Below are 21075 nucleotides of genomic sequence, written 5' to 3'. Positions count from 1 at the left end.
GTTGCCCACATGAAGCACAGAGGCCTCCCAACAGAGGCCTCGATCACCGGGATTGCCCTGAATGGGCAAAGCGATCTACGCGCCCCATCGTCTATGTGCATCCAACCTCCCGCGAAACGCGGGAACGGGGCTTGATCAGCGTTGCCCTAAGGTTGTTTGGTGCCGGCCAGGCGCCGCATGACGGTGCGCAGGCGCTTGATCGAGTCACGAGGTTTGCTGACGAGCACCTTCCATCATGCGTAGGTGATCGACGCTCAGCATGGTGACCGCCATGATCGAGCGACATCCTGGGCGCACGCGCCATGCCGTGACGTTGTTCAGGCGTTGTCTGGTAGCGCGCCTGCCTGGGCGGCCCTGACTGAAGTACGAATCTTCGGGGGAGTTCATGTCGGCGCTTGGTGTCGCCAGTGTCCCCAGAAGCCGAAGGGGCGTGCGGGATTGGCGGTCAGCTTTCGCCAGATTCCACACGCACCTGGATGCTGCCATCGGCCAGCTGCGCGCGCAGGCGTTCGCCGGTGACTACCTCGGCAGCGCTGCGCACCACGCTGCCGTCGGCAGGGCGGGTCACGATGGCATAGCCGCGCGCGACCGTGGCCAGCGGGCTGACCGCTTCCAGCGAGCGCGCAATGCTGCGCAATTGTAGCTGATCGTGCTGCAGGCGACGTTGCATCGCCGCCTGCGGGTGCAGTGCCCGCAGGCGTTGCTGCAAGCCGGCCAGATGGCGTTGCGGGTTGTGCGATTGCAGCTGCGCTTGCCCATGCTGTACACGCGCCTGCAAGCGTTCGAGCACCTGCGTCATGCGCGCACGCAGCTGGCGGCCGGCCTCTTCCTGGCGGCGATGGAGCAGTTGCAAGCACGCCTGCGGACTCTGCGCACGCAGGCGCAGTGCCAGCCGGTCTGCGCGTTGCATGGCATTGCCCAGGGCGTGTTGCTGCAGTTGGGTCATGCGCGCCTGCGCACGCCGTACGCGCGCGACCAGCTCGCGTTGATCGGGGACCAGCAACTCGGCCGCGACCGAGGGCGTGGGTGCGCGCACGTCGGCCACGAAATCGCTGAGGCTGAAGTCGGTCTCGTGGCCCACGGCAGACACCACCGGCGTCTGCGCGGCGGCGATCGCGCGCGCCAGGCGTTCGTCGTTGAAGGCCCACAGATCCTCCAGCGAGCCGCCACCGCGGGTGATCAGGATGACGTCGTAACACCCGGAGGCATCGGCGCGTTGCAGCAGTGAGGTGATCTGTGCGGCAGCGCTGTCGCCTTGCACCAGCGACGGCAGCAGGTCCACTTCCAGCAACGGAAAACGCCGCGCCAGCACGCTGAGCACATCGCGCACCGCCGCGCCGCTGGGCGAAGTGATCACCGCCAGCCGCTGCACATGCGCAGGCAGTGCCTGTTTGCGCCCGGTATCGAACAGGCCTTCGGCGGCAAGACGCGCGCGCAGTTCGTCGAAGGCCCGACGCAGCGCGCCTTCGCCGGCTTCTTCCAGATGGTCGAGCACCAACTGATAGTCGCCGCGCGCTTCGTACAGGGTCAGGCGCCCCCGCGCGAGCACGCGCAGGCCTTCGCGCGGCTGGAATTTCAGCCAGGTGCTCTTGGGCTTGAACATCGCGCAACGGATCTGCGCGCGCGCATCCTTGAGCGTGAAATACAGATGTCCCGACGAGGGCCGGGTGACGCTGCTCAGTTCGGCTTCCACCCACACCAGCGGGAAGCTGCCTTCCAGCAGGTCGCGCGTCAGTGAATTGAGCTGGCTGGGAGTGAGGATCTGTTCGTTGCGGTCGGCCATCGCTGCATTATCTCGTAGCGACGAAGGTCATGGGGGATTGGCTCGCGAACGCCGAGGCCATCGGTGGCCGCGCCGATGGCCAACGCATGCGCGTGCATGCGGCAGCTGCCGCATGCGCAACACGCTAACAAGTCGCCTGGGTGGTTAGAGGTCGTGTTGCGCCAGCGCCCAGCCAACGTGTTCGCGCACCAGCGCCGAGTCGTCGTGGCGACGCGCTTCCAGTGCGGCCAGGATCTCGGGTGTGCCAGGCGCATTTCCAAGTCCCACGGCAATATTGCGCAGCCAACGCTCGTGTCCGCTGCGTCGGATCGGGCTGCCCTCGGTGCGGCGCAGGAATTGGTCCTCATTCCAGGCGAACAGCTGCGGCAGCGTGGCCACGTCCAGGTCGTTGCGGGCGCGGAAATCGGCTTCGTCGGTGCGCTTGGCGAACTTGTTCCAGGGACAGATCAGCTGGCAGTCGTCGCAGCCAAAGATGCGGTTGCCGATCGGCTTACGCATGTCGTCGGGAATTGCGCCGTCGTGTTCGATGGTGAGGTAGGCGATGCAGCGGCGCGTATCCAGCCGGTAGGGCGCGATGATGGCTTGCGTCGGGCAGATATCGATGCAGCGCGTGCAGGTGCCGCAATGCGCGGTAGCGGGCGTGTCGATGGGCAATGGCAGGTCGAGGTAGATCTCGCCGAGTAAAGAACCACGAGCCGCCGTTGCGATCGATCAGGCAGGTGTGTTTGCCGATCCAGCCCAGCCCCGCGTTACGCGCCAGTGCGCGCTCCAGCACCGGCGCCGAATCGACGAACACGCGGAAACCGAATGCGCCAATTTCGCCCTGGATGCGCTCGGCCAGCTTCTGCAGCCGGCTGCGCATCAGCTTGTGGTAATCGCGCCCCAGCGCATAGCGCGCCACATAGGCGCGGTTGCCGTCGTGCAAGGTGTTCCAGGCCTCGGTGTCGTCCTTGCGGCCGTAATCCATGCCAACCGACAACACGCGCAGGGTGCCGGGAACCAGTTCCTGCGGGCGCGAGCGTTTGTCGCCGTGCTGGGCCATCCAGTGCATGGTCCCGTACAGGCCCTCTTCCAGCCAGCTGCGCAGATGCACCTCGTCTTCGCCCAGCTCGATGCCGGTAATGCCGCAGCGTTGAAAGCCGGCTTCGCGCGCAAGCACGCGAATGCGCGCAGCGGCATCGGCAGGGTCGGGGCGGGCAAGGACGGCAGACATGGCGACAAGTATAGAATTCCCGGCATGTACGCACCCCTCGATCTTTACGACACTACCGCCGCGCGCATGCTCGATGCGCAGGCCACCACGCTGCTCGGCGGCGACGGCTACACCCTGATGCAACGCGCCGGGCAGGCTGCCTGGCAGTGGTTGCTGGAACGCTGGCCGCAGGCGCGCCGCATCTTGGTGGTATGCGGCACCGGCAACAATGGCGGCGACGGCTATGTGCTGGCGCGCCTGGCACACCGCGCAGGGCGTCAGGTCCGCGTGGTGCACCTACCCGAGCACGGCCCCGCCTCCGACCTCGCGCAGCGCGCCTGTACCGACTACCTCGCCGTCGGTGGTGCAATCGAATTGTTTCCGTATCCGCTGGCGCAGGCCGATGTGATCGTCGATGCGCTGTTCGGCATCGGCCTGAATCGCGCACCGGACGATGCGATCGCCGGGCTGATCGACGCCATCAACGCGTCGGGCGTACCGGTATTCGCGCTGGATGTGCCCAGCGGCATCGATGCCGACCATGGGGTGGCATTCGGTGCGGCGGTACGCGCAGCAGTGACCTTGCAGTTCATCGTGCCGCATCTGGGGCTCTACACCGGCGATGCGCTGGAACACGCCGGCGAGCGTGAAGTGGCTTCGCTGGAGGTGCCGGTTTCAGCATTCGACGGGCTCACACCAGCCGCACACAGTTGGAATAGCGACGCCCTTGCGGCGCAATTGCGCCCGCGTCGCCGCAACACGCACAAGGGCGAATCCGGGCGGGTGCTGTGCGTGGGCGGCAATCTCGGCAGCGGCGGCGCGATCATGCTGACCGCCGAAGCGGCGTTGCGCAGCGGCGCCGGGCTGGTGCAGGTCGCAACGCGCGCCGAGCATGTCACGCCACTGCTGGCGCGCTGCCCCGAAGCGATGGCGCGTGGCGTGCAGGCCGATGACGACATCGCCACACTGGCCAAGGCGGCCGATGCAGTCGCGCTCGGGCCCGGGCTAGGGCAGGACGCCTGGGCGCAGGCGTTGTGGCGCGCGGCGCTGGGAGCCGATACGGCGGTGGTGATCGATGCCGATGGGCTGAATCTGCTGGCCGCCAACGACGTTTCACCGCGTGGTCCGCGCATCCTGACGCCGCATCCGGGCGAAGCCGGCCGTCTGCTGGGCCTTTCGACCCGACAGATTCAGCGCGATCGTCCGGCCGTTGCTGCTGCACTTGCAAAACGCTACGACGCAGTGGTCGTGCTCAAGGGCGCCGGCACCGTGGTCGCGTCGCCAGGTCACTTGCCCCGCATCATCGACGCGGGCAATCCCGGCATGGCGGTGGGCGGAATGGGGGATCTGTTGACCGGCGTCATCGCGGCATTGCTGGGGCAGGGCTTTTCGCCATTCGCTGCCGCCAGCCTTGGCGCCTTGCTGCACGCCTGTGGCGGCGATGCGGCAGCGCACGCAGGCGAGCGCGGCCTGCTGCCCACCGACCTGCTTCCCGAGCTGCGCCGTCTCGCCAACGCTGGAGCCATTGCATGATCGAACTCAACGCACAACTGCACGACGTGCAGGCCACCGAAACCCTGGGCCAAGCGCTGGCCGCAGTGCGACCGGCCAGCGCGGTGGTGCAGTTGCATGGCGACCTCGGCGCGGGCAAGTCCACGCTCGCTCGCGCGCTGCTGCGTGCGCTCGGTGTCACCGGTCCGATCCGCAGCCCCACCTACACGTTGGTGGAACGCTATCCGCTGGCAACCGGCGATGAAGCCTGGCATCTGGACCTCTACCGCATTGGCCATGCCGGAGAGCTGGACTTTCTCGGGCTCGACGAAGGCAGTGCGAGCTTGTGGCTGGTTGAATGGCCCGAGCGCGGTGCTGGCGTACTGCCGCCGGTGGATCTGGACGTGGAACTGGCCGTCGCTGGTGACGGCCGCAGCGTTCGGTTGCTTGGTCGCAGTGCCATCGGACATGCCTGGATGGAAAGGCTGTCACAGCAGCCCAGTTGCAGGCCCTCTTTGCCGCCTCACAAGAAGAATGAACGCCAGGTTACGGATTATTAAGGGAAATTACCTTGCAATTCACGCAGTTGGATGATTGAATCCAGCGCCATGACACCGGGAATCCGCCAGTTCTGTCTTTCCGCCCTGACCGCCAGCTTGAGCCTGGCGGTTTTTGCTGCCTGGGCCGGCGAAATCAAGGGCGTTGGCGTCAGTACCGGGGCCACCGGTACCCGCGCGGAAATTCAGCTGGCCGGCAGTGGCGGCTTCAAAACGCTGTCGCTGGCGAACCCGACACGCCTGGTTGTCGATTTTCCCGAATCCTCAGGCGTGCGTGGTCTCAAACTGCCGCGCGCTGCCGGATTGGTGACCTCGGTGCGCACCGGTCAGCCGGTGGCTGGCACATTCCGCGTGGTGTTCGAACTGGCAGCGCCAGTAACACCGCTGAAGCCGCAGATGCAGACGCTGGGCAGCGCGTCGACCTTGGTGATCGAATGGCCTGGCGATCCGACGCCGGCGGCAGCTTCCGCAATCGCCTCGGCTGCACCAACGGTGGCCCCAGCACCACGTCCGCTCAATGCGCAGTCCGAAGCTGCACGCGCAACCGCAGCCTTGGCCGCGTCTGCGCAACGGGCCTCCGCGGCGGAGTCGCCGCCCCAGCCGTCGACTCCGCCGCCTGCACCGTTTGTGCCGGCATCGGCCATGCCCACTGTCACTGAGGCCCCCGTGCCGACCACCGTCGCCACCGGTGTGCCGACGCCTCGGCCCGCGACCACGAGTGCACCAGCGCCGACCGGCGTTGCCGGCAACACATCCAACCGTGCCTCTGTGACCAACGCCAACGTACCGTCTGGGGTAGGAGTGGCGGGCAGCAGTGCATCTGCCGCTGCCATCTTGAATGGCGGTAGCGCACCGACGGGCGCAACTTCCGGTAATACCGCAGCAACCGTCCCCAACAATGCCTCCAGCGCAGTGGCTGCCGCAGGAGACGAAGACCTGCCGCCGCGCCCGGTGCTGCCAAGCGAAGCGTCGCGGATCAAGATGGCACCGGGCATGCGGCCCTTGATCGTGGCGATCGACCCGGGTCATGGTGGCCAGGACCCGGGCGCCATGGGTCCTACCGGTAAGCGCGAGAAAGACGTCACCTTGGCGGTGGGCCGTGAACTGGCACGCCAGGTCAACGCCACGGCGGGCATGAAGGCCTACCTGACCCGCGATACCGACGTGTTCATTCCGTTGCCGATGCGTGCGCAAAAAGCCCGCGCCGCCAAGGCCGACATCTTTATTTCCATCCACGCCGACGCCGCCGAAAATCGCAGCGCCACTGGCTCCTCGGTGTATGTGCTGTCGACCAAGGGTGCCTCGTCGCAACGTGCGCGCTGGCTGGCCGACAAGGAAAACGCCGCCGATCTGGTTGGCGGCGTGCGCCTGCAGCAAACCGAGAGCACCCTGGCCAACGTATTGCTCGACCTGGCGCAGAGCGGCCACATGAAGGCCTCGGAAGATGCCGCCGGCCATGTGCTGGGAGGGCTCAAGCGCATCGGCAACAACCACAAGCCGCTACTGGAACGCGCCAATTTTGCAGTGCTGCGGACCTCCGACATGCCGGCAATGCTGGTGGAAACCGCCTTCATCTCCAATCCGGACGAAGAACGCCGCCTGATCGACCCGGCCTACCAGCGCAAGATCGCCGCAGCCGTCTTGGACGGCATCGATACCTTCTTTACCCGCCAACCGCCGCCGGGCACCTTGTTCGCCGCGCGTGCGCAGGCCGAAGCCGATGCAGTCGGCACCGTGGCCGGCGGCAGCCGCTGACCCGCTCGGCTATCATTGCGCACTGATTCCTTGATGATGGCGCCTGTGCGCCGCCGGATTGCCGTGCCGACGTCTGTCTTGCCTGTCACACCGCCGATCTACCGCATCTCGCGCGTGCCGCAATGGAGCGTGCGCTGATGGCGATCCGCCAGTTGCCCGAGATTCTGATCAACCAGATCGCTGCCGGCGAAGTCGTCGAGCGGCCCGCATCGGTGGTCAAGGAACTGGTCGAAAACGCACTCGATGCCGGTGCCACGCGCGTGGATATCGAGCTCGAAGAAGGCGGTGTCCGGCTGATCCGCATCCGCGACAACGGTGGCGGCATCTCCCCGGACGAACTGCCGCTGGCGGTGTCGCGGCATGCCACCAGCAAGATCGCTTCGCTGGACGACCTGGAAACGGTCGCTACGCTCGGCTTTCGCGGCGAAGCCTTGCCGTCGATCGCCTCGGTCAGCCGTTTCACCCTGACATCGCGCCGGCACGATGCCGAACACGGCTCCGCATTGGAAATCGATGGCGGCCGCCTGGGCGAGGTGGTGCCGCGCGCGCATGCGCCGGGCACCACGGTCGAAGTGCGTGAACTGTTCTTCAACGTACCGGCGCGGCGCAAATTCCTGCGTGCCGAACGCACCGAACTCGGCCACATCGAAGAATGGTTGCGTTCGTTGGCACTGGCGCGGCCGGATGTGGAATTGCGCGTCTCGCATAACGGCAAGCCGTCGCGGCGTTACAAGCCGGGCGATCTGTATTCGGATGCGCGGCTGGGCGAAACGCTGGGCGACGATTTTGCGCGCCAGGCCTTGCGCGTTGACCACAGCGGCGCCGGTCTGCGTCTGCATGGCTGGATCGCGCAGCCGCATTACTCGCGTGCCAGCACCGACCAGCAATACCTTTACGTCAACGGCCGCTCGGTCAGGGACCGCAGCGTGGCGCATGCGGTGAAGATGGCCTACGGCGATGTGCTGTTCCATGGCCGTCAGCCGGCCTATGTGCTGTTTCTGGAGCTGGACCCGGCACGCGTGGACGTCAATGTGCACCCGGCCAAACACGAGGTGCGCTTCCGCGAGGCGCGGTTGATCCACGATTTCGTCTATCGCACCCTGCAGGATGCCTTGGCGCATACCCGTGCCGGCGCCATGCCAAACAGCATCGGTAGCGATGGCGCCGGTGACATGGGGACGACCTCCGGCGGAATGGGCAGTCTCGCTGGCAACGGCGCTTCTAGCCATGCTAGTATGCCTGGAAGCAGCAATGGCACCTACAGCTACGCCAGCTGGACGCCTTCGCAAACGCCGTTGGGATTGCGTGTGGACGAGGCCCGCGCCGCCTACAGCGCGCTGTATGCGCCGCCGCCGAGCAGCGCGCAGCAATCGGCAGGCATGCCGAGCATGGCCAGCACCGGATTGCCGGCAACTGCAGAAGACAGCGGTGTGCCGCCGCTCGGTTATGCCATCGCGCAGTTGCACGGCATCTACATCCTGGCCGAAAACGCCGAAGGCTTGATCGTGGTCGACATGCACGCGGCGCATGAGCGCATCGGCTATGAGCGGCTCAAAAATGCGCACGACAGCATCGGCCTGCACGCGCAGCCCTTGCTGGTGCCGATCACGCTGGCGGTGGGCGAGCGCGAAGCCGACACCGCCGAGCGCGAAGCGGAGACGTTGGCCACGCTCGGCTTCGAGATCACCCGCGCCGGCCCGCAGTCGCTGTACGTGCGCAGCATTCCCGCGCTGCTGGCCAACGCCGAGCCGGAGGCGCTGCTGCGCGACGTGCTGGGCGATCTGCGCGAGCATGGTCAAAGCCGCCGCATCGCCAGCGCACGCGACGAACTGCTCTCCACCATGGCCTGCCACGGCGCAGTGCGCGCCAACCGCCGCCTCACCGTGCCGGAAATGAACGCGCTGCTGCGCGATATGGAAGCCACCGAACGCTCGGGCCAGTGCAACCATGGCCGACCGACCTGGGCGCGGTTTACGCTGAGCGATATCGATCGTTGGTTTCTGAGGGGGCGTTGATGGCAGTGCACAGGGGGAAGGGCTGGCTGCTCGGCATGCTGGTCGCAGCAGCGTTGGTCGGTTGCGGGCGCGATGCGCCACCGCCGGCTGCGCCGGTCGCACGCGACAAGACATTTCTGGCCGACACCGCCGCCTGGCGCGAAGCGCGGCTGAAGGAGCTGCGTGCGCCCGATGGCTGGACCAGTCTGGTCGGCCTGCATTGGCTGTCGCTGAAGGCGCATTACATCGGCAGCAGTGCCGACAGCGGTATCAAACTCGCGGTAGGCCCGCCCAAGATGGGCATGGTCTCCAACGAGAACAGCGCGGTCTGGTTCGTGCCCGAGCGTGGCGCGGCGCTGACCCTCGATGGCAAGCCGCTGACCAACCGGATCCGCTTCCAGTCCGACCGCGATCCGCAGCCCACCCTGATCCATTTCGACGACGGCAAGGGCGTGTTGAGCCTGATCCATCGCGGCGACCGGTATGCGTTACGGGTCAAGCATGCCGACGCGAGCTCGCGCACGCACTTCGCTGGCCTGGACTATTGGCCCTTTGATCCGTCCTGGCGCATCAACGCGCGCTACGTGCCCAACGCCGTCGGCAAGACCATCCCAATCGTCGACATCGTCGGGATCAGCGGCGAGCAGCCGAACGTGGGCGCGGTCGAGTTCGAACGCGACGGCAAGACCTATCGATTGGAAACCATCGGCGAGCCGGGGCGGCCGATGTTCGTGGTATTCGCCGACTGCACCAGCGGCCACGGCAGCTATCCGGCTGGACGTTTTCTGGATCTGGACGTGCCCGATGCCTCGGGGCATGTAATCGTCGATTTCAACCGCGCCTACAGCCCGCCATGCGCGTTCACCCCGTTCGCCACCTGTCCACTGCCGCCGCCGGAAAATCGCATCGATCTGGCGGTGTCGGCAGGCGAGAAGGCCTACAAGGTGCCGCACTGACATGCGCGACATTCACACGTGCGGAGAAGCATCGTGACCGGGCTACGGACAACCTCGACACGCCAGCGGATTGCCACCTGGTGCAGTGGCGCGCTGCTCGGCCTGACCTTGTGGAGCGGGGCGCTCGTACCGGTGTGGGCGCGCGGTGCCGGCGACGCGTCCGCAGGCCCGCCGGTACCGCTGCTGTGGAAGGTCGATGGCAAGGGCGGCACGCTGTATCTGCTGGGCTCGTTTCATGTGCTCAAGCCCAGCGACTATCCGCTGTCGCCGGATGTGATGCAGGCCTTCGCCAAGGCCGACCGTCTGCTGTTCGAATTGCCGCCCGACGATGCGCAATCGCCTGAGCTGGCCAGCCGCATGTTGCAGGCGGCGCGGCGCACCGACGGGCGTACGCTGCAGGACACGCTGGATGCGAAGACCTGGCAGGCGCTGAGCGCTTACACGCGCAAGTACGGCATGTCGCTGGCGAGCCTGCAACCGCTCAAGCCCTGGTTCGTGGCGTTGACGATCAGCCTGGTGGAGATGACCCGGCAAGGCATGGACCCGAACGCGGGGCTGGACCATTACCTGATGGAACAGGCGCAGGCGCGTGGCAAACCGGCCGACGGCCTGGAGCGCGCCGCCGAACAAATCGGCTTGCTCGATGGCATGTCGCCGACCGAGCAGCATCAGTTGCTGGAAGAATCGCTGGACGAGGCCGATGCCACCGACCAGCTACGCCAACTGCACGCAGCCTGGCGCAATGGCGATGTGCAGACACTCTCCACGCAGATGGCCGAAGACATGCACCGCCAGTATCCGGCGCTGTATCATGACATCAATGTCGAGCGCAATGCGCGCTGGGTGCCGCGGCTGGAACAGCGGCTCGGCAAAGGCAGCGGAACCACGCTGGTGGTGGTCGGTGCGCTGCATTTGCTAGGCAATGACGGGGTGGTGGAGCGTCTGCGTGCACGCGGCTACCACGTGGAGCGGATCTGCTCGGCCTGCGCGAAGCAGGCCAGCCACTGATTGGCTGCGCCTGGGAGCGTGACGCTTCTGGCGCGGCGTCCGATGATTGAAACAGTCGACACCATACCGCGACCAACCCGCATGTGGCATGGCCGGCGCAGCGGAACCGGGGTGTACGAGTAGGACATGAGGACTCCGGCACCGGCCGCATCTGCCCGGCGGCTGCGTAATCGTGTGCTGGCGCTCTTAGCCGCGGTTGCGGGCCTTGCCGGTCGTGCCATGATTGCCACCTGCCGAGCCATTCGTGCCGGTTCCCATCGGGCCACTGCCCAGGCCGCTCGCGCCGGGCGGATTCGGCGGCGTGCCAGGGCCACCCGGGCGACCGAAGCCGGCGCCGAAGTTGCGCTGGAACTCCTGCCACAACTCCAGGTTGCGCTCGGTCAGCTGGTTCATCATCGCCCACGGGGTCTGTCCGAGCAGGTTGCCCATCTGCTGACGGAACTGCTGCTGCTGGTCCAGGAACACCTGCATGCTGCGCTCCAGGTAGTTGCCCATGAAGCCCTGCAGCGAGTCGCCATAAAACCGGATGATCTGGCTCAGCAACTGCGTGGAGAGCATCGGCTCGCCGTCCTGTTCGCGGTCGGCGATGATTTGCAGCAGCACTGCGCGGCTGAGGTCCTCGCCGCTTTTGGCGTCGCGTACTTCGAATTCTTCGCCATCGATGATCAATTGGCGCACATCTTCGATAGTGATGTAGCTGGAAATTTCCGTGTCGTAGAGACGGCGATTGGGATACTTTTTGATGATGCGAAGTCCGGCCATGGAACGTTCACCCACACTGATAGTGCGCGCAGGATGGCGCACCGCAGCAGTGCTTGCAACAGCCAAAACGCCTTATTTGCTTAAGCGGACACACTAAAAATGTTGCGCAACATGGTTTTTGAGCAAGATCCATGCTGCACCGCAAAGTTGCAGCAAACGTTACCAGCCCATGTGGTGGCCGCCGTTGATGTCCAGATTGGACCCGGTGATCCAGGCAGCCTCTTCCGCAACCAGAAAGGCCACCGCGTAGGCGATCTCTTCCGGCCGGCCCAGGCGACCGGTAGGGATATCGGCCACGATCTTGGCGCGCACTTCTTCCGGCACCGCCATCACCATGTCGGTGGCCACATAACCGGGCGAGACCGTATTGACGGTGACCCCGAAGGCGGCGTTCTCGCGCGCCAGCGAAATGGTGAAGCCATGCATGCCGGCCTTGGCGGCGGCGTAGTTGGCCTGACCATATTGGCCCTTGAGCCCGTTGATCGAGCTGATCTGGATCACCCGGCCCCAACCGCGTTTCCGCATGCCCTCGATGACCGGGCGGGTCACGTTGAAGACCGAATTGAGGTTGGTGTTGATGACCTCGTGCCACTGTTCGGCACTCATGCGGTGGAAGGTGGTGTCGCGGGTGATGCCGGCGTTGTTGACCAATACCTCGATCGGCCCCAGCGAGGCTTCGACGTCTTCCACCAGCGCGCGCGCATGCTCGGACGAGGCCACATCGCCGCGAAACAGGACGACCTCATAGCCCTGCGCCTGCATGCGCTGCTGCCAGTTGCGTGCCTTTTCTTGGTTACGGAAGTTGCTGGCGACCCGGTGGCCCTGGTCGGCCAGGCGCTTGCAGATGGCAGTACCGATACCGCCGGTGCCGCCGGTGACCAATGCGACGCGAGATGTCATGACGACTCCAATCAACAAATGAGGCTGAGGGCGATTTGGGTGCGGGATGCTGCGCCCGTACGCCGGTGCCGGGCCGCAATTCTAGTCACGCTGGAGGCCGGATGCGCGTACATCGAAGTCCAGCTCGCGTTGGCGTGGAAGCAACCGTGGCGAAAAATGCTGCACGGCGTGCTGCAGCAGGGTTTCCACGGCTGCATGCCGCGGCAGCGCGTCGGCCTGTTGGCCCAGGGCGACCCAGGCGGCGTGCAGGCTCGGCAGTGGATCGGCGTCGTCCAGTGCGGGCGCATCGTGTGACTTGGACAGCTTGCGGCCGTCGCGATCCAGTATCAGCGGCAGGTGCACGTAGCGCGGCTGCGGCAGGCCCAATGCGCGCTGCAACAAGATCTGGCGCGGGGTGGAGTCGAGCAGGTCGGCGCCGCGCACGACATCGGTGATGCCCTGCGCCGCGTCGTCCACCACCACCGCCAGTTGGTACGCCCAATACCCATCGGCACGGCGCAGCACCACATCGCCCACCTCGACGTAGACGTCCTGCAGTACCTGGCCTTGTAAGGCGTCGTCGAAGCCAACCGGCGATTGCGGCGGCACCCGCAGGCGCACGGCACGGCGCTCGCCCAACGGCGCGACGCAGGCGTGGTGAATGCCGCCCATGCCGGCCAGATTGGCACGGCTGCAGCTGCATTCGAATGCCTGGCCGGTCTGCAGCAGTCGGGTGATTGCCGCGGTGTAGGCCGCATCACGCTCGGACTGCCTGATCACCGGCAGGTCCGAGTGCAGCCCGAACGCGGCCAGCGTGCGCAGCTGCCGTTCGCTGGCGCCGGGTTCGGCACGCGGCGGGTCGATGTCTTCGATGCGTAAGCACCACTGCCCGCCGGCATGCCGGGCCAGCAGCCAACTGCCGAATGCTGTCAGTAGGGAGCCGAAGTGCAGGGGGCCGGTGGGCGAGGGCGCGAAGCGGCCGAGATAGGAGGGCGATGGCATGGACAGCTGAATCGTCGGTCAGGTGTTTGCTTGATTTCAAGCCGCGACACCCGCAGATCCGCAACAGTTCACCCTGCATCCGTGGAGCCACCGCGCCATGTTCAACCGCATCTTCCTGTTCCTGCTGACCAATCTTGCGGTGCTGATGCTCGCCGGCATCGTCATGTCGTTGCTGGGCGTCAATCCCGCGCAGATGAGTGGCCTGTTGGTGATGGCCGCCATCTTCGGTTTCGGCGGCTCGTTCATTTCCTTGCTGCTGTCCAAGTTCATGGCCAAGCGCAGCACCGGTGCGCAGGTCATCACCGAGCCGCGCACGCCGACCGAGCGCTGGTTGCTGGAGACCGTGCGCCGTCAGGCCCAGGCTGCCGGCATCGGCATGCCGGAAGTGGCGGTCTACGAGGGCCCGGAAATCAATGCGTTCGCCACCGGCGCCAACCGCAACAACGCCCTGGTGGCGGTGTCCACCGGCTTGCTGCAGAACATGGGCCAGGATGAAGCCGAGGCGGTGCTTGGCCACGAGATCGCCCACGTTGCCAACGGCGACATGGTCACCATGGCGCTGCTGCAGGGCGTGCTCAATACCTTCGTGATCGTGCTCGCCCGCGTGGTCGGCGGCATCATCGACAGCGCCTTGTCGGGCAACCGCGAAGGCGGTCGTGGCTTTGCGTACTACATCATCGTGTTCGCGCTGGAGATGGTGTTCGGCCTGTTCGCGACCATGATTGCGATGTGGTTTTCGCGGCGTCGCGAATTCCGCGCCGATGCTGGTGGCGCGCAGCTGGCCGGCCGCAGCAAGATGATCGCTGCACTGGAGCGGCTGTCGTTCAACCAAGGCCAGAACACCTTGCCCTCGCAAGTGCAGGCGTTCGGCATCTCTGGCGGAGTGGGTGAGGGCTTGCGCCGCCTGTTCCTGAGTCATCCGCCGCTCACCGAACGCATCGCTGCGCTGCGCGCCGCCAGCGGCAGTGCCATGTAAGTGGCCGAATCCGTGGCTACCTGGCAGGCAACAAAAAACCCGCGCAACGCGGGTTTTTTGTTGCCTTGCGATGGTGCAAACGAGCGGGCGCTGCCGGCTTTCAGCCGAACTCGTAGTTCATCAGCGGCCCGGTCGGTGCCACGAAATCGCCCTGGACATAGTCCACCCCGGCACTGAAGAAGCTGCTCATCGACTGCGCATCGGCGACGAATTCGGCCATGGTCAGAATGCCGGCCGGTTGCGCGCGCGAGGTGATTTCGCGAATCTTTTCCTGGCTGTCCCGCGCCGAGGCGATGTCGCCGGTGATGCCACGATCCAGTTTGAGGAAGGCCGGGTGGAAATGCGCCAGCAGCTGGAACGAATCCAGGCCCGAGCCGAACTGCTCCAGCCCGACCTTGCAATCCATCGCCGACACTGCGGCCAGGAACTGTTGCGCGTTGCGCAGGTGCGTAAACACCTTCGACTCGGGTGTCTGCAGCCACAGCCGTTCACCGGGGACGCCGTAGACCGCCAATTGCTCACGGATGGTGTCGATCATCTGTGGATCCGAGAACGAGTTCGGCCCGATGCGCACCAACAGGTGCGTCTTGTGCCCGGCACGTTGGCGTTCGCCCAGTTGCCGGATTGCCCGCGCCACCACCCAGCGGTCGATTTCGGTGACAAGGTCGTGCTCTTCGGCAATGGCCATGAACGCGTTCGGCGACATCATTTCGCCATTGCGTTCCAGGCGCAGAAAGGCTTGATACAGCTCCAGCGGCTCGCCCTGTAGGTTGAGCACCGGCTGGTAATGCAGCAGGAAACCGTCGCCGACCAGCGCTTCGCGCAGCTGCTCGACCCAACGTTCGATGCGTTCTTCTTCGGCCCGATCCGCCGCAGCCGGGTCGTAAATGCTGACCGCGTTTCCACCGAGCTCGGCAGTGGTGCGCACCGCCTCGGTACCGCGATTGAGTACCTGGCCGATGTTGGCGATTTTCTCCCCGATCTGCACGCCGCCGATGCTCACCGTCACCGTGGCCGAGCGCGTCCCCACGCTGACGACATGCTGCGCGAACGCATTGCGCACGGTTTCCGCCAGCGCATGCGTGCGCGCGTAATTTCCGTTCATCAGCAGGGCGAAACTGTGTTCGCCGAAGCGCGCGGCCAACACGCTGTCGTCCAGCACGCTCGCCACGTGCGCGGCGAGCGCCGCAATCAGCACATCGGCCGAATCCAGCCCGAACTCCGGCAGGATGCGTGCGTAGTGATCGGGCTCGATCAACAGGAAGCCGGACTGGCCTTCGCTGCGGCCGGCCTGCGCCACTGCCTGTTCCAGCGCCACCATGAAGGTGGGGCGATTGAGCAAGCCGGTGACCTGGTCGCGCTGGCGCAAGTCTTCGACCTCGCGCGCCAGTTCCGGGTCGAACTCCTCGCGGCGCCGGAACACCACCTGGATGCACGGCTCGCCTTCGTAAGTGGCGGTGGCGAACTCCATCGTGGCCGGGAAGGTGTCGCCTTCCACGCGACGTGCGTCGAGCTTGTACTGCGCCGGCGGCGGCTCGCCCTTGGACATTGCCTTGAGCAGCTGTTTGAAATCGTCGACGTACTGCGCGGCGATCATGTCCAGCAGCGAAATGCCTTCGACATCGTCGAACGACTCGAAGCCGAACATTTCCAGATATGCATCGTTGGCGCGGATATGCATGCCTTCATGCACGTAGGCGATCGGGTCGCGCGAGGAGGCGATGAGTGCGTCGCAGCGGCGCTGGGTCTCGCGCATCTGCGCTTCGATGCGGCGCAGTCCACGTCGGGCCTGCAGGTCGTCCCATTCCGAGCGCACCAGTGCAAGTAAGTGTGTAGGGCGGTGGCGCAATGCGATGGCGCGTACCCCGTGCGAAGCGGCCTCGACCAGGGCGTTCTCTTCGATCCGCTCGGCCAGCAGGATGATCGGGATGTCCTTGCCGCTGCCGGCAATCTGGGTCTGCAAGGCGCTCATGGGGATCTGCTGCGCCTGACCCAGGATGGCCAGATCGATCTGGCCCGACAGCATGCTCGCCAGTTCCTCCTGGTTCTGCGGTCGCGATGGACGCACCGCAATGCCGCCATTGCGCAGCGCGGTGACGATGGTCTCCGCACTTTCCACGCTGTCGTCGACGATCATCAAGCGGAGGGTGAGATCTTTGCCTTTTTGCATGCGCGGCTCCCTAGAGACGGGCTTTAATACACGAAGGGGTTTGGCACGTCCATGTGTGTGGAGCATGCCGCATCAAGTGTGAGACGTAGAGCAATATTTGCGCTTGCAAGATGCCGTCCGAAGCATACCGACTGTGTTCATTACGTGCGGTCCATGCCGCGACAGCGCGTTCAAGGCGCCTGAGTGATCGCTGGGCGACCAGTAATGCCTCGCCAGCGGCGTTAGGCCACGCACCCCGCTGCATGGCCGGACGCCCACGCCCACTGGAAGTTGTAACCGCCCAGCCAGCCGGTGACATCCAGCACCTCGCCGACAAAATACAGGCCCGCCACCAGGCGCGACTCCATGGTCGCACTGGAGACCTGATGGGTATCGACCCCGCCCAGGGTGACTTCAGCCGTCCGGTAGCCTTCGGTGCCGCTGGCGATCAGCGGAAAGCTGCCGAGCAGCTCGGCAGCGGCCTTCAGCTGCGGCGGATCCAGCTGACGCACCGGCTTGTCTGGCAGCCATATCTCGCACAAGCGTTGCGCGAACCGTTTCGGCAGCACGTCGGCCAGCACGTTGCGCAGCTCGGTGGCGCCGCGTTGCTGCTTTTGTTCGCGCAGCCATGCCGCTGCATCGCGACCTGGCAGCAGATCCAGCCGCAAGTCGTCGCCCGGCTGCCAGTACGAGGAAATCTGCAGGATCGCCGGGCCGCTGACCCCGCGATGGGTGAGCAGCATGAAATTGCGGAAGCTGACCCCGTTGCACTGCACTTCGACCGGCAGGACCAGGCCGGACAGTTCCTGCAGGCGTTCCTGATGCTTGCCACTCAAGGTAAGCGGCACCAGTCCGGCACGCGTGGGCAGCAGGGCGTGGCCGAATTGTTTGGCCAAGCTGTAGCCGAAGCCGCTGGCGCCCATGCTGGGGATCGACAGCCCGCCGGTTGCCACGATCAACGACTGCGTCTGCATGCATCCCTGGCTGGTCTGGACCTCGAAGCCGTCGCTGCCGCGCTCAACCGACAGCACATCGCACTGGGTGCGGATCTGTACACCGGCCGCGTCGCATTCGTCCAGCAGCATGCGCGCGATCTGCTTGGAGGAGATGTCGCAGAACAACTGGCCCAGCTCTTTCTCGTGATAGGCGATGGCATGCCGCTCGACCATCTCCACAAAATCCGCCGGGCTGTAGCGCGCCAGTGCGGATTTGCAGAAATGCCGATTGGCCGAAATGAAGTTGCCAGGCGTGGTGCCGGTGTTGGTGAAATTGCAGCGCCCGCCACCGGACATCAGGATCTTTTTGCCGACCTTGTTGGCATGATCGATCACCAGCACCTGGCGGCCGCGCTGGCCGGCAGTGAAGGCGCTCATCAGCCCGGCAGCGCCAGCGCCGATGACCAGCACGTCGCAACGCATGCTCATTCGACCGGGGCTTGCCGCACCATCGGGGTCAGGGTGACGCTGCCGTGGTCGGCCAGCATCTGCACTTCGCCGTCCTGGATGATCACGTCGAACCGCATGCCGCGCTGGATCAATGCGCCCAGCGCTTCGGTGGCCTGCGAGTCGAGCTCGATCACGCGCAGATTGCGGTACCGGCCCATGGCGTTGGCGTGCTTCTTCCACCAGGTTTCGGTGGCCTGGCCGCCGTAGCCGATGACCACTGCCTCGCGCGAGCGATTGCAGGCCTTGCGCACGCGGCTTTCGTCCGGCTGGCCGAGGTCGATCCACAGATCCGGGTCGCCGGTGTAGTCGCGCCGCCATAGGTCCGGCTCGTCGTCGTTGCTGAGGCCACGGCCGAATTCCAGACGATCGTCGGCAAAGAGCGCGAACGCCAGCAGCCGCACCATCAGCCGCTCGTCGGTCTCGGAAGGGTGCTGGGCCAGGGTCAGCGAATGGTTGGCGTAATAGCCGCGGTCCATGTCGCTGATCTGAAGTTCCGCCCTGCGGACGGTGGCGGTGAGGGCCATCAGGATGCCGGTTGCAAAGGGCGCTTATGATACGCGTCCGGTTCATGCGCCGGATGTCGCCGCGTCGTCGGCTGCTTCTGGGGTGGCTGACACCAGGATGGTACGACCATGGGCAAGTGTGGGGGCGTCAGGCGGTGTCATCAGGCCAAACGGGATGGGGACAGTCCTGACAGGCCGTCGGATTGGACCTGACTGCAAAAGATTTGACGCAGGGTGTCGCTTTTTGCAGAAAACACGAGTACTGTGCACGCACTGTGTTTGCAAGGGTCACCGTGAATCGTGGCCTGGTGCAGCCGGATCGTTACAGATCTCGCTTCATCGTTCCGCTTTACCAACGCCTGCAACTCAGTCTCAGCTCCGGCTTTTCGGACGCTGCGATTTATCCATCAATAGTTCAGGAGGTAGTAAATGTCAGAGCGTCAGAGCGGTACCGTGAAGTGGTTCAACGATGCCAAGGGCTTCGGCTTCATCACCCCGGAAAGCGGCCAGGACCTGTTCGTGCACTTCCGTGCCATCCAGGGCACCGGCTTCAAGTCGCTACAGGAAGGCCAGAAGGTCACCTTCGTCGCCGTGCAGGGCCAGAAGGGCATGCAAGCTGACCAGGTGCAGGCGGTCTAATCCGTCTGCAACCGTAAGGTTGCCAAAAACGCCGGTCGCGCAAGCGGTCGGCGTTTTTTATTGCCTGCAAACAGGCGGTTAGCCTCGCCGGCGCGTCCACCAGGCGCTGCTTGCGCATGGCGACGACGCCTGGATCGGTAGGATGTGCGCTTTCCGCGCGCAGCCATCTCATGATCACTGTTCACCATCTCAATAATTCCCGTTCCCAGCGCGTGCTGTGGCTGCTGGAAGAACTGGCGCTGCCTTACCAGATCGTGCGCCATGAGCGCGACCCCAAGACCATGCTGGCGCCGCCGGCGCTGCGCGCGATCCATCCGCTGGGCAAATCGCCTTTACTCGTCGATGGCGATCTGGTGGTGGCCGAGTCGGGGGCGATCCTAGAGTACCTGACCGAGCGCTACGACACCGAGTGCGCACTGTCGCCGTCGCCGCGGCCGCTGGATTCGCCCGAGCGCTTGCAGTTCCGCTATTGGATGCATTACGCCGAAGGCTCGGCGATGCCGCCGTTGCTGATGACGCTGATCTTCGGTCGCATCCGCAGCGCGCCGGTGCCGTTCTTTGCCAAGCCCATCGCGCGTGCGATCGTGGACAAGGCAATGTCGGGCTTCGTCGGGCCACAGCTCACCTTGCATCTGGATTGGATGGAGCAGTCGTTGCAGGCCGGCAACTGGTTCGCTGGCGAACGCTTCACCGCCGCCGATATCCAGATGAGCTTCCCGGTACAGGCGGCGGCTGCACGCGGCGGCGGTCTGGAGAAATACCCGCGTCTGCACGCGTTTCTGGAGCGGATCCACGCGCGTCCGGCGTATCAGGCTGCGCTGAAGAAAGGCGGCCCGTTCGAGCTGATGGGAAGCAAGCCGACGAAGTGAAGGCTTCGGGGAGCAGGGAGCGGGGTGCGAGTGAAGGTGGGCGGGACTGTGTTTGCGCCCGCCGCCGACTGCTACGACAGACCATCTCTCATCGCGATGCATTTGCTCATCCCGACTCCGAATTGCGACCCAGCGATACCGACGTCGGCCTCGCTGCCCGCCAGTGGTTTGCCACAGTCACTCAATACCCAACACGTCAGGGCGGATTGCGCTTCAAGGCGCCCGGCACTGGCGCATGAACTGCAGCGTATCCTGCAGCACCTGCGAGCGCTCGGGGGATTTACGCAGCGCCAGCAGGATGCCCAGATGGCCCATGCCCGGATAGACCTTCAGTTCGGCGCTGCCGCCTTCGCGCTTGAGCGCCTGTTGCAGCGAGATGCTGTTATGCAGTTCGACTACGCGGTCGGCATCGCCATGCAGCAGCAACATGGGCGGTTCGTCGCCGCCGACGTAACGCACCGGTTGCGATTGCCGTTGTGCTGCCGGCGCATCGCCGAAGATTTCGACCAATTCGGGGTCGGTCACCGGCATGAAGTCGTAGGGACCAGCCAGGCCCACCACGCCGCACAACTGGTGGGGATTGAGGCCCTGCGCCTGCAGCCAGCGGGCATCGGTGCCAAGCAACGCGGCCATATGCGCGCCTGCCGAATGGCCCATCACCGCCAGCCGGCTCGGGTTGCCGCCATATTGGTGCGCATGGCGGTAGCTCCATGCGGTGGCGCCCGCCGCGTCGGACATGAAGCCTTGTAGTCTAACCTGCGGATACTTGCGGTAGTCGGCCACCATCGTGACCACGCCCTGGCGCGCAAGTGCGCGGCCCACCCAGCGATAGTTGGCGCGTGAACCGCGCTTCCAGGTGCCGCCGTAGAAGAACACCACCACTGGCGCGTCGACTGCGCCGCGCGGCTGGTAGACATCCAGCGCCAGGCCGTGCGCGGGATCGAACACCTGGTCGCGATGCTCGACGATGCCCGATCGGCTGGATGCGGCATTGATGCCACCAAAGAAGACGCTGCTGGAGGCCGTCATGGTCAACGAACCGAGCAACAGGATGGCAGGACGGAACCATCGGGAAGCGCGCGAGGGCATGGGCAATATCGGTAGCGGGGCGGGAG

16 protein-coding genes, 1 other RNA gene and 2 pseudogenes are annotated in these 21075 nt (G+C 65.3%); 9 read left to right on the top strand and 10 right to left on the bottom strand.

All coding sequences use genetic code 11. The annotated features are described in order from the left end of the window. Positions 1 to 445 precede the first annotated feature (445 nt). Positions 446 to 1783 (bottom strand): exodeoxyribonuclease VII large subunit, encoded by a 1338-nt coding sequence (gene xseA / locus XAXN_RS16025; protein ID WP_054320287.1) that lies wholly within the window; start codon positions 1781 to 1783, stop codon positions 446 to 448. Between the two features lie 144 nt (positions 1784 to 1927). Beyond that, positions 1928 to 2996, bottom strand: a pseudogene (gene queG, locus XAXN_RS16020) (tRNA epoxyqueuosine(34) reductase QueG). Between the two features lie 24 nt (positions 2997 to 3020). Here queG and XAXN_RS16015 point away from each other — a divergent pair. The 6 genes and pseudogenes from XAXN_RS16015 (at position 3021) to XAXN_RS15990 (ending at position 10736) form a co-directional block, all read left to right on the top strand. After that, entirely contained in the window at positions 3021 to 4508 is a 1488-nt protein-coding gene (locus XAXN_RS16015; RefSeq protein ID WP_054320286.1) for a bifunctional ADP-dependent NAD(P)H-hydrate dehydratase/NAD(P)H-hydrate epimerase, read from the top strand. Further along, positions 4505 to 5004 (top strand): annotated as a pseudogene (gene tsaE, locus XAXN_RS16010) (tRNA (adenosine(37)-N6)-threonylcarbamoyltransferase complex ATPase subunit type 1 TsaE). The gene XAXN_RS16015 and the pseudogene tsaE overlap by 4 nt, the downstream one beginning before the upstream one ends. A 70-nt stretch (positions 5005 to 5074) precedes the next feature. Beyond that, complete coding sequence (locus XAXN_RS16005; protein WP_054320290.1) at positions 5075 to 6778, top strand: N-acetylmuramoyl-L-alanine amidase; 1704 nt, start codon at positions 5075 to 5077, stop codon at positions 6776 to 6778. A gap of 137 nt (positions 6779 to 6915) precedes the next feature. Then, positions 6916 to 8793 (top strand): DNA mismatch repair endonuclease MutL, encoded by a 1878-nt coding sequence (gene mutL, locus XAXN_RS16000; RefSeq protein WP_054320289.1) that lies wholly within the window; start codon positions 6916 to 6918, stop codon positions 8791 to 8793. Further along, positions 8793 to 9728, top strand: a complete 936-nt coding sequence (locus XAXN_RS15995) for a DUF1684 domain-containing protein (protein ID WP_054320285.1) — start codon at positions 8793 to 8795, stop codon at positions 9726 to 9728. The genes mutL and XAXN_RS15995 overlap by 1 nt, the downstream gene beginning before the upstream one ends. Positions 9729 to 9761: 33 nt before the next feature. Beyond that, positions 9762 to 10736, top strand: a complete 975-nt coding sequence (locus tag XAXN_RS15990) for a TraB/GumN family protein (RefSeq protein WP_054320284.1) — start codon at positions 9762 to 9764, stop codon at positions 10734 to 10736. Positions 10737 to 10789: 53 nt separating this feature from the next. Here XAXN_RS15990 and XAXN_RS21865 read toward each other — a convergent pair. The 4 genes from XAXN_RS21865 to gluQRS all read right to left on the bottom strand — a co-directional run bounded on the left by XAXN_RS21865 (position 10790) and on the right by gluQRS (position 13379). Further along, positions 10790 to 10864, bottom strand: a non-coding RNA gene (locus tag XAXN_RS21865) — sX9 sRNA. Positions 10865 to 10922: 58 nt separating this feature from the next. Beyond that, positions 10923 to 11498 (bottom strand): polyhydroxyalkanoate synthesis repressor PhaR, encoded by a 576-nt coding sequence (gene phaR / locus XAXN_RS15985; RefSeq protein ID WP_054320283.1) that lies wholly within the window; start codon positions 11496 to 11498, stop codon positions 10923 to 10925. Between the two features lie 159 nt (positions 11499 to 11657). After that, positions 11658 to 12398, bottom strand: coding sequence for a beta-ketoacyl-ACP reductase (phbB, locus tag XAXN_RS15980; protein ID WP_054320282.1), 741 nt, complete (start codon positions 12396 to 12398; stop codon positions 11658 to 11660). Positions 12399 to 12479: 81 nt separating this feature from the next. Continuing rightward, the gene (gene gluQRS / locus XAXN_RS15975; RefSeq protein ID WP_054320281.1) at positions 12480 to 13379 is read right to left on the bottom strand and encodes a tRNA glutamyl-Q(34) synthetase GluQRS; all 900 of its coding nucleotides are present in this window, start codon (positions 13377 to 13379) and stop codon (positions 12480 to 12482) included. 97 nt (positions 13380 to 13476) lie between these two features. Here gluQRS and htpX point away from each other — a divergent pair, with 97 nt between their 5' ends. Beyond that, the gene (gene htpX, locus XAXN_RS15970; protein ID WP_054320280.1) at positions 13477 to 14355 is read left to right on the top strand and encodes a protease HtpX; all 879 of its coding nucleotides are present in this window, start codon (positions 13477 to 13479) and stop codon (positions 14353 to 14355) included. Between the two features lie 100 nt (positions 14356 to 14455). Here the strand turns inward: htpX and XAXN_RS15965 are convergent, their stop codons facing one another. The 3 genes from XAXN_RS15965 to XAXN_RS15955 form a co-directional block, all read right to left on the bottom strand. After that, positions 14456 to 16525: a GGDEF/EAL domain-containing response regulator gene (locus tag XAXN_RS15965; protein WP_054320279.1), complete on the bottom strand. Its 2070-nt coding sequence runs from the start codon at positions 16523 to 16525 to the stop codon at positions 14456 to 14458. A gap of 221 nt (positions 16526 to 16746) precedes the next feature. After that, on the bottom strand, positions 16747 to 17928 hold the full coding sequence (locus XAXN_RS15960; protein WP_054320278.1) for a BaiN/RdsA family NAD(P)/FAD-dependent oxidoreductase: 1182 nt from the start codon (positions 17926 to 17928) through the stop codon (positions 16747 to 16749). Then, positions 17925 to 18473: a YaeQ family protein gene (locus XAXN_RS15955; RefSeq protein WP_042822730.1), complete on the bottom strand. Its 549-nt coding sequence runs from the start codon at positions 18471 to 18473 to the stop codon at positions 17925 to 17927. The genes XAXN_RS15960 and XAXN_RS15955 overlap by 4 nt, the downstream gene beginning before the upstream one ends. 408 nt (positions 18474 to 18881) lie before the next feature. Between XAXN_RS15955 and XAXN_RS15950 the strand changes: the two genes are divergently transcribed. Continuing rightward, complete coding sequence (locus XAXN_RS15950; RefSeq protein ID WP_054320277.1) at positions 18882 to 19091, top strand: cold-shock protein; 210 nt, start codon at positions 18882 to 18884, stop codon at positions 19089 to 19091. Positions 19092 to 19261: 170 nt separating this feature from the next. Continuing rightward, positions 19262 to 19960: a glutathione S-transferase gene (locus XAXN_RS15945; RefSeq protein WP_054320276.1), complete on the top strand. Its 699-nt coding sequence runs from the start codon at positions 19262 to 19264 to the stop codon at positions 19958 to 19960. Positions 19961 to 20173: 213 nt separating this feature from the next. Here XAXN_RS15945 and XAXN_RS15940 read toward each other — a convergent pair whose 3' ends face one another. Then, on the bottom strand, positions 20174 to 21049 hold the full coding sequence (locus XAXN_RS15940) for an alpha/beta hydrolase (protein ID WP_057655354.1): 876 nt from the start codon (positions 21047 to 21049) through the stop codon (positions 20174 to 20176). Between the last annotated feature and the right edge of the window lie 26 nt (positions 21050 to 21075).

Origin of the sequence: Xanthomonas axonopodis, assembly GCF_001304695.1 — a bacterium.
In the GTDB taxonomy this organism is placed as follows: Bacteria; Pseudomonadota; Gammaproteobacteria; order Xanthomonadales; family Xanthomonadaceae; genus Xanthomonas; species Xanthomonas axonopodis.
Note: the sequence above shows the minus strand (reverse complement) of the source record. Positions and strands in the feature narration are given on the sequence as shown.

What these genes read in the sequence shown, in the direction of transcription:
- phaR (WP_054320283.1), bottom strand. Translation starts at nt 11,498, where the DNA reads ATGGCCGGACTTCGCATCATCAAAAAGTATCCCAATCGCCGTCTCTAC.
- XAXN_RS15960 (WP_054320278.1), bottom strand. Translation starts at nt 17,928, where the DNA reads ATGAGCATGCGTTGCGACGTGCTGGTCATCGGCGCTGGCGCTGCCGGG.
- xseA (WP_054320287.1), bottom strand. Translation starts at nt 1,783, where the DNA reads ATGGCCGACCGCAACGAACAGATCCTCACTCCCAGCCAGCTCAATTCA.
- phbB (WP_054320282.1), bottom strand. Translation starts at nt 12,398, where the DNA reads ATGACATCTCGCGTCGCATTGGTCACCGGCGGCACCGGCGGTATCGGT.
- mutL (WP_054320289.1), top strand. Translation starts at nt 6,916, where the DNA reads ATGGCGATCCGCCAGTTGCCCGAGATTCTGATCAACCAGATCGCTGCC.
- XAXN_RS15945 (WP_054320276.1), top strand. Translation starts at nt 19,262, where the DNA reads ATGATCACTGTTCACCATCTCAATAATTCCCGTTCCCAGCGCGTGCTG.
- XAXN_RS16015 (WP_054320286.1), top strand. Translation starts at nt 3,021, where the DNA reads ATGTACGCACCCCTCGATCTTTACGACACTACCGCCGCGCGCATGCTC.
- XAXN_RS15955 (WP_042822730.1), bottom strand. Translation starts at nt 18,473, where the DNA reads ATGGCCCTCACCGCCACCGTCCGCAGGGCGGAACTTCAGATCAGCGAC.
- XAXN_RS15965 (WP_054320279.1), bottom strand. Translation starts at nt 16,525, where the DNA reads ATGCAAAAAGGCAAAGATCTCACCCTCCGCTTGATGATCGTCGACGAC.
- gluQRS (WP_054320281.1), bottom strand. Translation starts at nt 13,379, where the DNA reads ATGCCATCGCCCTCCTATCTCGGCCGCTTCGCGCCCTCGCCCACCGGC.
- htpX (WP_054320280.1), top strand. Translation starts at nt 13,477, where the DNA reads ATGTTCAACCGCATCTTCCTGTTCCTGCTGACCAATCTTGCGGTGCTG.
- XAXN_RS15995 (WP_054320285.1), top strand. Translation starts at nt 8,793, where the DNA reads ATGGCAGTGCACAGGGGGAAGGGCTGGCTGCTCGGCATGCTGGTCGCA.
- XAXN_RS15950 (WP_054320277.1), top strand. Translation starts at nt 18,882, where the DNA reads ATGTCAGAGCGTCAGAGCGGTACCGTGAAGTGGTTCAACGATGCCAAG.
- XAXN_RS16005 (WP_054320290.1), top strand. Translation starts at nt 5,075, where the DNA reads ATGACACCGGGAATCCGCCAGTTCTGTCTTTCCGCCCTGACCGCCAGC.
- XAXN_RS15940 (WP_057655354.1), bottom strand. Translation starts at nt 21,049, where the DNA reads ATGCCCTCGCGCGCTTCCCGATGGTTCCGTCCTGCCATCCTGTTGCTC.